Annotated in this window: 4 protein-coding genes; 2 read left to right on the top strand and 2 right to left on the bottom strand. The window is 38.4% G+C overall.

What is annotated here, in order from left to right; all coding sequences use genetic code 11:
• A partial coding sequence (locus tag ACFQ0I_RS13995; protein WP_379943286.1) for an Ig-like domain-containing protein occupies positions 1-5,032 on the bottom strand: 5,032 nt, incomplete at its 3' end.
• Between the two features lie 536 nt (positions 5,033-5,568).
• On the opposite strand from ACFQ0I_RS13995, the gene ACFQ0I_RS13990 reads away from it, so the two are divergent.
• Positions 5,569-6,051 (top strand): CIA30 family protein, encoded by a 483-nt coding sequence (locus tag ACFQ0I_RS13990; RefSeq protein ID WP_379943285.1) that lies wholly within the window; start codon positions 5,569-5,571, stop codon positions 6,049-6,051.
• Between the two features lie 133 nt (positions 6,052-6,184).
• Here ACFQ0I_RS13990 and ACFQ0I_RS13985 read toward each other — a convergent pair whose 3' ends face one another.
• The gene (locus ACFQ0I_RS13985) at positions 6,185-7,420 is read right to left on the bottom strand and encodes an ABC transporter permease (protein ID WP_379943283.1); all 1,236 of its coding nucleotides are present in this window, start codon (positions 7,418-7,420) and stop codon (positions 6,185-6,187) included.
• An 8-nt stretch (positions 7,421-7,428) separates the two neighbouring features.
• Between ACFQ0I_RS13985 and ACFQ0I_RS13980 the strand changes: the two genes are divergently transcribed.
• Positions 7,429-8,715 carry an exo-beta-N-acetylmuramidase NamZ family protein gene (locus ACFQ0I_RS13980; RefSeq protein ID WP_379943291.1) on the top strand — a complete coding sequence of 429 codons (1,287 nt, stop codon included), beginning with the start codon at positions 7,429-7,431 and terminating at the stop codon, positions 8,713-8,715.
• Positions 8,716-8,717 lie beyond the last annotated feature (2 nt).

The raw sequence follows: 8,717 nt of genomic DNA, 5'->3' as shown, positions 1-8,717 counted from the left end.
GTGTATAGGTATACTCACCTGTGTTTGGATCGATTGTTACGACAACACCTTCCGCAGTGGTCACTGTGGTGGTGGTAACTACGATGGTGTCGCCATCTGGATCAAAATCATTTGATAACACATTGCCCGTTACCGGAGTGTTTATTTTAGTGCCTGCGGTATCTGCATTCGCGATTGGTGCTTCATTCTCTGGTCCTCCTACTGGTAACACTTCGATGTAAACCATCGCGGTATCGCAGGCCTCTGGCGTACCATCATCACATATGGTGTACTCAAAACTGTCTTCACCTACATAATTAGACAGTGGTGTATAGGTATATACTCCTGTGGTCGCGTTTATGGTTACAATAACGCCCAGTGCGGTGGTTACTGTGGTAGTCGTTACGCGCTGGGTATCGCCTTCCGGATCGGTATCGTTGGTTAATACATTACCCGTTACTAGGGTGTTTATTATTGTATTGTTGATGTCGTTCTCTGCGTTGGTTGAATTTGCCGGTGCTGGTTTAATTACGGTAATGTAAACCGTAGCCTGATCGCAGGCTTGTGGTGTTCCGTTATCACATACGCTATACACAAAACTGTCTGTTCCTGTAAAGCCTGTATTTGGTGTGTAGGTGAATGTTCCATCGGTATTTAATACTAACAGTCCGTTTGCAACACCTTGTACTGGTGTGGTATTCACTGTTTGGGTATCGCCTTCTGGATCGGAATCATTTTCTAACACATTGCCTGATACCAATACGCCTGGTATGGTGGTGTAAGCATCATCATTAGCAATGGTGATGTTCCCTTGATTATCTACCACAGTGATTACGACTATTGCTGTATCACATAATGATGGTGTGCCACTGTCGCAAATGGTATATACAAAACTATCGTCTCCTATAAATCCTGTTGGTGGTGTATAGGTATACTCTCCTGTGTTTGGATCGATTGTTACGACAACACCTTCCGCAGTAGTAACCGTGGTGGTAGTAACGACTAATGTATCGCCATCTGGATCAAAATCATTTGATAACACATTGCCCGTTACCGGAGTGTTTATTTTAGTGCCTGCGGTATCTGCATTCGCGATTGGTGCTTCATTCTCTGGTCCTCCTACCGGCAACACTTCGATGTAAACCATCGCGGTATCGCAGGCCTCTGGGGTACCATCATCGCATATGGTGTACTCAAAACTGTCTTCACCTACATAATCCGCTAGCGGTGTATAGGTATATACTCCTGTAGTAGCGTCTATGGTTACAATAACGCCCAGTGCGGTAGTTACTGTGGTAGTGGTGACGCGTTGGGTATCGCCTTCCGGATCGGTATCGTTAGTTAATACATTACCCGTTACTGGGGTATTTACTATTGTATTGTTGATGTCGTTCTCGGCGTTGGTTGAATTTGCTGGTGCTGGTTTGATTACGGTGATGTAAACCGTAGCCTGATCGCAGGCTTGTGGTGTTCCGTTATCACATACGCTATACACAAAACTGTCTGTTCCTGTAAAGCCTGTATTTGGTGTGTAGGTGAATGTTCCATCGGTATTCAATACTAACAGTCCGTTTTCAACACCTTGTACTGGTGTGGTATTCACTGTTTGAGTATCGCCTTCTGGATCGGAATCGTTTTCTAACACATTACCGGACACCAATACGCCTGGTATAGTAGTGTAAGCATCATCATTGGCAATGGTGATGTTCCCTTGGTTATCTACCACCGTGATTACGACTATGGCGGTATCACATAATGATGGTGTGCCACTGTCGCAAATGGTATATACAAAACTATCGTCTCCTATAAATCCTGTTGGTGGTGTATAGGTATACTCTCCTGTGTTTGGATCGATTGTTACAACAACACCTTCCGCAGTGGTAACTGTGGTGGTGGTGACTACGATGGTATCGCCATCTGGATCAAAATCATTTGATAACACATTGCCCGTTACCGGAGTATTTATTTTAGTGCCTGCAGTATCCGCATTAGCTATTGGTGCTTCATTCTCTGGTCCTCCTACTGGTAACACTTCAATGTAAACCATCGCGGTATCACATGCCTCTGGGGTACCATCATCGCATATGGTATATTCAAAACTATCTTCACCTACATAATCTGCAAGTGGTGTATAGGTATATACTCCTGTAGTCGCGTCTATGGTTACAATAACGCCCAGTGCGGTAGTTACTGTAGTGGTGGTGACGCGCTGGGTATCGCCTTCTGGATCGGAATCGTTGGTTAAAACATTACCCGTTACTGGGGTATTTACTACGGTATTATTGATATCGTTCTCAGCGTTGGTACAATTTTTAAGAATAGTAACCGTGATTGCTTTTTCACAACCGTTATCATCTACTACTTTAATGGTATGATCTCCTGCTTCTAAATTAGTAAACTCGCCGGTTGACTGAGATACACCGTTTAAAACATAACTATATGGTGCTGTTCCCCCAGATGCGTTTAATTTAACCGAACCTAAAGATGTTTTACAAATTATATTAGTTTGTGAATAAACTGAAACCTCTAAACTTGAATCCGGTTGTCTTACAATGGCTGAATTTGTTGTTGTACAACCTTTCGCATCGGTAATTGTTACTGAATAGGTGTCAGCAGCCAGATTGTTTAAATCTTCAGTAGTTACGCCGTTACTCCATAAAAAACTATACGGAGCTGTTCCGCCAGTAACTGTTAAATCTAACGAGCCCGTCTTTTCACCAAAGCAAAGCGCGTTCGAAACAGTTATCCCTGAACTAAGTGCATTTGGCTCATTAACCTTACATGTGGCTTGAACTGTACATTTAGTAACGGTATCTATAATAGAAACGGTGTACGTACCTGCCGACAATCCTGAAATTGATTTTGTTGTTGCACCTCCCGGACTCCATAAATATGTAAAAGACCCTGAGCCTCCAGAAACATTTGCGGTAGCGGAGCCATTACTTTCACCATTACAAGTTGCTGCTGTTGTAGTTACATTTGCAGAAAGATTATTACAAGTTCCTGGGTTTACTTTAGTTGAAACTACCACCGAACAATTATTGGCATCTGTTACTTTAACTGTATAATTTCCGGCACTCAAGCCTGTTATTTTTTGTGTGGTTTGACCTCCAGGGCTCCATATATATGTGTATGGTGGTGTGCCTCCTGTTGCGGTAACCGTTGCTGTTCCGTCGCCTGTAGCAGGACCGCTTTCATCGGTAGCAGTAGCTGTAGCATTTAAAGCTGTTTTTGGTTCAACGATAGTTATACAATGTTCTACGGGATCGCAAACAGCACCATCAATTGTAACCTTTACTATGTAAATTCCCGCTTTTAAACCACTAACTGTACTTGTGGTTACACCCGAATCTACTTTAACTGGTGTTGTATTCCAAGTAAAGGTGAATTTAGCAGATGCATTTGCGAATGAACTCGCACTCACCGTGGCACTTCCTGAAGCATCGCCTGCACAAAGTACATTTGTAACATTATTGACTTTTACCTTGGCATCGCAAGTATTTGAACATCCAATCACTACATCTTGTACAATAACACAATTGTTAGCATCTTTTATAGTAACAGAATGCGTTCCCGAAGGAAGATTCGTTACGGTTTTTGTAGTTTGATTTCCTGCACTCGCACTCCATAAATAGGTGTAAGGTGAAATACCTCCTACTACCGAAGCCGTTGCTTTACCATTTTTACAATCTTGAGAACTTGTTGCATTTTCTTTTGTGATGGTGACTTTTAGAGCCACAGGTTCGCTAAGGGTAGCACTCGTTGTTGCAGTATTTCCTAACGAATCGATTAACTTAATGGTATAATTACCAGCAGCTAAGCCTTCAAACAAAGCACTTGATTGTGGCGTGCTTCCATTTATACTGTATTTATATGGAGGAACTCCACCAGTCGCCGAAACTTTAATTGTACCTGTAGATGCCCCATGGCATAATATATCTGTTTTTTTATCGACAGTTATTTTTGGTTTAACACCGTCGACAAAATTATTATTGCAGGTGGATGCCAAATTAATTGTTTTGGTTATTAAGTTGTCGTTCGCACCATCCGTATCGGACACAGAAATATAACCATCTAAATCTGTTTCTTTTATTTTATAAACCACATCTACCAATGCTTCTGGTATTCGGGCAACAGCTTTATAATTACCAGAACTATCTGTTATTAGGTTTTGTAAACTACCATCGGATCCTGTTACATCAACTTTGACATTCGATAACGGACTTCCATTGACATCTTTTACGGAACCACATATAACGGGATATGTAATTAATACAGAATTTGGATCTGTATAATTAGCACAACTCATGTTTAATGAATAATAACGATCGTTATTACCATCTTTTTTACCAATTTTATAAGTGAACGACGATTTATTCTCAAAATAATTACTGTAAGTATATCGCGAATCTACCGAAATATCACCTTTAGGAGCGGTACTCGTATTAATAGCTTCGCCACGTATTAACGTAGCTGTTTGGGTAATATCTATTAAGGTTTTATTGGATAAAAAATAGGCATCTGGCAAACTAACTTCGGCGTATTCTCTCGTGGCAACACTATCGCCATCAATATCATAAGGAGAGGCATAAAACGAAATAACAACCTCGTCGCCATAACTACCACCACCACTTACAAACGTGATATTAAACAGTACACTTTGATCGTATTTATTAGTACTATTTATACGCGGCTGAAAGGCTTCTGGTATTCCAGTAGAGGTAACATCCATTTCTAATAGTGACGCTCCGCCATTAAATGCTACCACCTTAACCAAGGCATCGATGGTTGTTCCATATTGATTGTTTGGAAAAACATTTGCAAAGCGATACACCGCACCAACACACAGCGCAGATCCTGAAACTAGCTTTGGATTTTTAAAACTGGCATTCTTATAAAAAGGAGAACAATCGCAACTTCTTGGGGTTGGTTTATTCTGCGTAGTTATTTTAAGACCCTGCCCATAACCACTGCTAAAAGCTAAGCTTAGAATTATTAAGCTAGCTAACGAAACATATCTCTTTATGAGAGTTTTTAATATATTTTTGAACATACCCATTTTTTTAAAATTTAAGGCAACTTTGAGATTTGCTATAAATTGATTTGAAATTAGAAAAGTAATAACAACTATTAGCGTCTGTGACGGCTATTTGTGGGCTAGAAGTAAATGTGTTTCATAATTAATAATTTTAGTCTTCATGGATTAAACAACTTAACCAATTTAAGCTGTTGTAATGATTCTAATTTCTCATACCAACAAGTAGGGAATTGACATGTTAAAATCATTTAATAGCAATTATAATACTCATGTAATTTAAAGCAATGTAGAGTACAACTTGAGTTTTAACAAAATATTTATACGAAAAACACTATAAAATCGTTTAACGCGATTTCCGTTTCTCATAATCGTTTTTATTAACATTTAAACGGATTGATTTTAATATAAACACAACCAATAACAAACTTAATTTCCGCTAAATATTAGAGCATTTTATCGCCATTTTTTGTGCATTTGAACCTACGCAATTTGCATCCTAGCTCTTGAAAATATTTTCGCTATTTTTACATTCAACACTATTTAAAACTGCTATGATTATTTTTGATTTTAATACACAAAGTGATATTTCTAACTGGAATACCATTAATGACATGGTGATGGGTGGAAAATCGAACAGTGCCTTTACTTTAAACGACCTTGGTTTTGGTGTGTTTAGCGGAATGGTTTCTTTGGAAAACAATGGTGGTTTTTCGATGGTTCAATATAATTTTGAGACTAAAAATGTTGCTGATTTTACGAAAGTTTGTTTACGAATTAAGGGCGATGGCAAAACCTACCAATTTAGAATAAAAAGTAAGGCAAGTGATAAACACTCATATATTGCTGCTTTTAAATCTGAAACGGACTGGACTACTATCGAAATTGCTTTTAACAGCATGTATCCCGCTTTTAGAGGTAAAACATTAAATATGCCAAATTATGAAGGTAACCACATGGAACAGATTGCTTTTTTAATTGGGAATAAAAAGGAAGAATCTTTTACACTAGTAATAGACTCGATTGTTCTTAAATAAAGTTGAATTTTATTTGTTTGCTCGCGTGAGGGATAGTCCCGACGCTTCGGGAGAAAGCCCACAGTGACCCCGACACTTCGGGGGAGCGAGGACTTGTAACGTATAGCCCGACCCAATAGGGGCACGCCCAAAACTACTCGAACCGTATGGCTTTTACCGGCGATATTTTTGTTACGATATACGATGGTACTAAAAGCATGAGTAAACATAATATAAGCGTGCCTATATTTAACGCGATAATGTAGCCGAGGCTTATATAAACTGGCGCTTCGGTAACGTAATATACGCTGGGATCTAAGGGGAACAGTTTTAAATATTTTTGTGCAAAAAGCAGGCTTAGACCTATAATATTACCCCAAAACAAACCTAGTAATATTAGGTAGGATGCATTATATAAAAAGAGTTTGCGAATGCTCCAGTTGTTGCTGCCAAGTGCTTTTAAAATTCCTATCATTTGGGTGCGCTCGAGTATGAGTACCAATAAAGCAGTAATCATGTTAATACCTGCCACCAAAATCATGATGCCTATAATGCCGTAAATGTTCTTGTCGAAAATATTTATCCACTCGAAAACCGAGGCGTATTTTTCTGTTATAGTTAGTGTGTTTAGTGTTGACGGGGTGTTTTGATAGATCTCGATACCTTTTCTTGGTAACTCGTCGTAATTAGTTATAAAAACTTCAAAATTTCCTATTTGATCTGGTTTCCAGTTATTAATTCGTTGAATATGTCGAATATCTCCTATTAAATATTGTGCATCTAAATCTTGAAATCCGGAATTGTATATACCAACTATTTTATAGGTGATAATATTTGGAAGCTTTTCGGTATCGTCTTTTGGAAATACCATTTGAAATGATTCTCCCACCTTAAAATTGAGTCTATTGGCTAAATATTGAGATATTAGCACGTCTTCATTTCGGTTTTTTGTATAATCTGGCAGGGTGCCTTTAACCAAAAACTCTTTAAAATACTCCCAATCGAAATCGGCTCCAACGCCTTTTAGGTAAGCGCCTTCAAAATCGGAATCGGTGCGAATAACTCCAAATTTTGAAGCTACTGCTTGGATGTGTTTAATACCTTCAACCGATTTAAACTCGGGGTAAAAATCTTGTTCTTTGGATATGGGAGCGATACTTTCTTGAGAAGTGTTGCTATCGTAATTCGAAATAGTAACATGCCCATTAAACGCCACTACTTTATCGCGAATTTTTTGTTGTAAGCCAATTCCTGTTGCGATGGCAACCATCATTACCACAATTCCGATAGCAATTGCAGCGATACCAATTTTTATTATTGGTGCCGATATACTACTTTTATACGCTTTACTACCAATAATGCGTTTAGCTATAAAATACTCGTAATTCAAATTATATGATGCGGATTAATGTTTTCAAAAATACAGTTTTATTATTTGTTTTGGTAATGATTTCTTGCGGAAACTTTTCGAAGAAAAAAGTAGATGGATTAAAGTCGGAAAATGGAAGCCAGATAACCGTTTCAGACGACCCAAAACCCAAAACCGAAAACCTTGAAATAACAGTTGGCGCCAACCAAACAGAGGCGTATTTACCGCTATTAAAAGGCAAACGTGTTGGTATTGTGGCGAACCAAACGAGCGTTATTTTTAAAAGTAACTCAGGCACAAAATCTAAAAACCAAGATTCGAAACACACTCATTTAGTGGACTCGCTGCTTAAATTAAAGATAACTATCAACAGCGTTTTTGCGCCCGAACATGGTTTTAGAGGAACAGCAGATGCTGGCGAACATATTAAAGATGGTATCGACACCAAAACAGGGGTTCCTATTATTTCACTTTATGGCGACAATAAAAAACCAAAACCTGAACAGCTTAAAAACTTAGACATTATTATTTTTGACATACAAGATGTAGGTGCAAGGTTTTACACCTATATTTCGTCGTTACATTATGTTATGGAAGCTTGTGCAGAAGCTAATATTCCCGTTTTAATTTTAGACAGACCAAACCCAAACGGACATTATATTGATGGTCCTATTTTAGAAATGGAACATAAAAGTTTTGTTGGTATGCACCCAATCCCCATTGTACATGGCATGACTATTGGTGAATATGCACAAATGATTAATGGCGAAAAATGGCTAAAAAATGGTGCTCAATGCCATTTAAAAGTGATTCCCGTTAAGAATTACACGCATCAAATGAAGTACAGTTTACCCATAAAACCGAGTCCGAATTTACCCAACGACAAATCGATAAATCTTTACGCCAGTTTATGCTTTTTTGAAGGTACGAATGTGAGTGTTGGTCGTGGTACGGATAAACAATTTCAAATTTTTGGAAGTCCGTTTTTAGATTCAACCATTTTTAAATTTAAATTTACTCCAAAACCAAATGAAGGTGCAAAATATCCACCTCATCAGGATAAAGTTTGCTATGGTATGGATTTAACAACAACCGAACATTTAAATGGTATTCATTTGAATTGGCTTATTTCTGCTTATAATGGTACTGCGAAAAAATCGGAGTTCTTCAATGCTTTTTTCACTAAACTGGCAGGGTCCAAAACACTGCAACAGCAGATTGAAAATGGTATGTTGGAAAAAGACATAAAAGCGTCATGGCAACCTGGTTTGGAAACATTCAAAAAAACACGAACACCCTATTTATTATATAAGTAATA

This window comes from Mariniflexile aquimaris, from assembly GCF_042676825.1.
Classification (GTDB): domain Bacteria; phylum Bacteroidota; class Bacteroidia; order Flavobacteriales; family Flavobacteriaceae; genus Mariniflexile; species Mariniflexile aquimaris.
The sequence above is the reverse complement of the archived record's forward strand: the minus strand, read 5'-3'. Positions and strand labels throughout refer to the sequence as shown.

Bases quoted from the DNA above. Each gene is read 5' to 3' on its own strand.
- ACFQ0I_RS13980 (WP_379943291.1), top strand. From the start codon at position 7,429: ATGCGGATTAATGTTTTCAAAAATACAGTTTTATTATTTGTTTTGGTA.
- ACFQ0I_RS13990 (WP_379943285.1), top strand. From the start codon at position 5,569: ATGATTATTTTTGATTTTAATACACAAAGTGATATTTCTAACTGGAAT.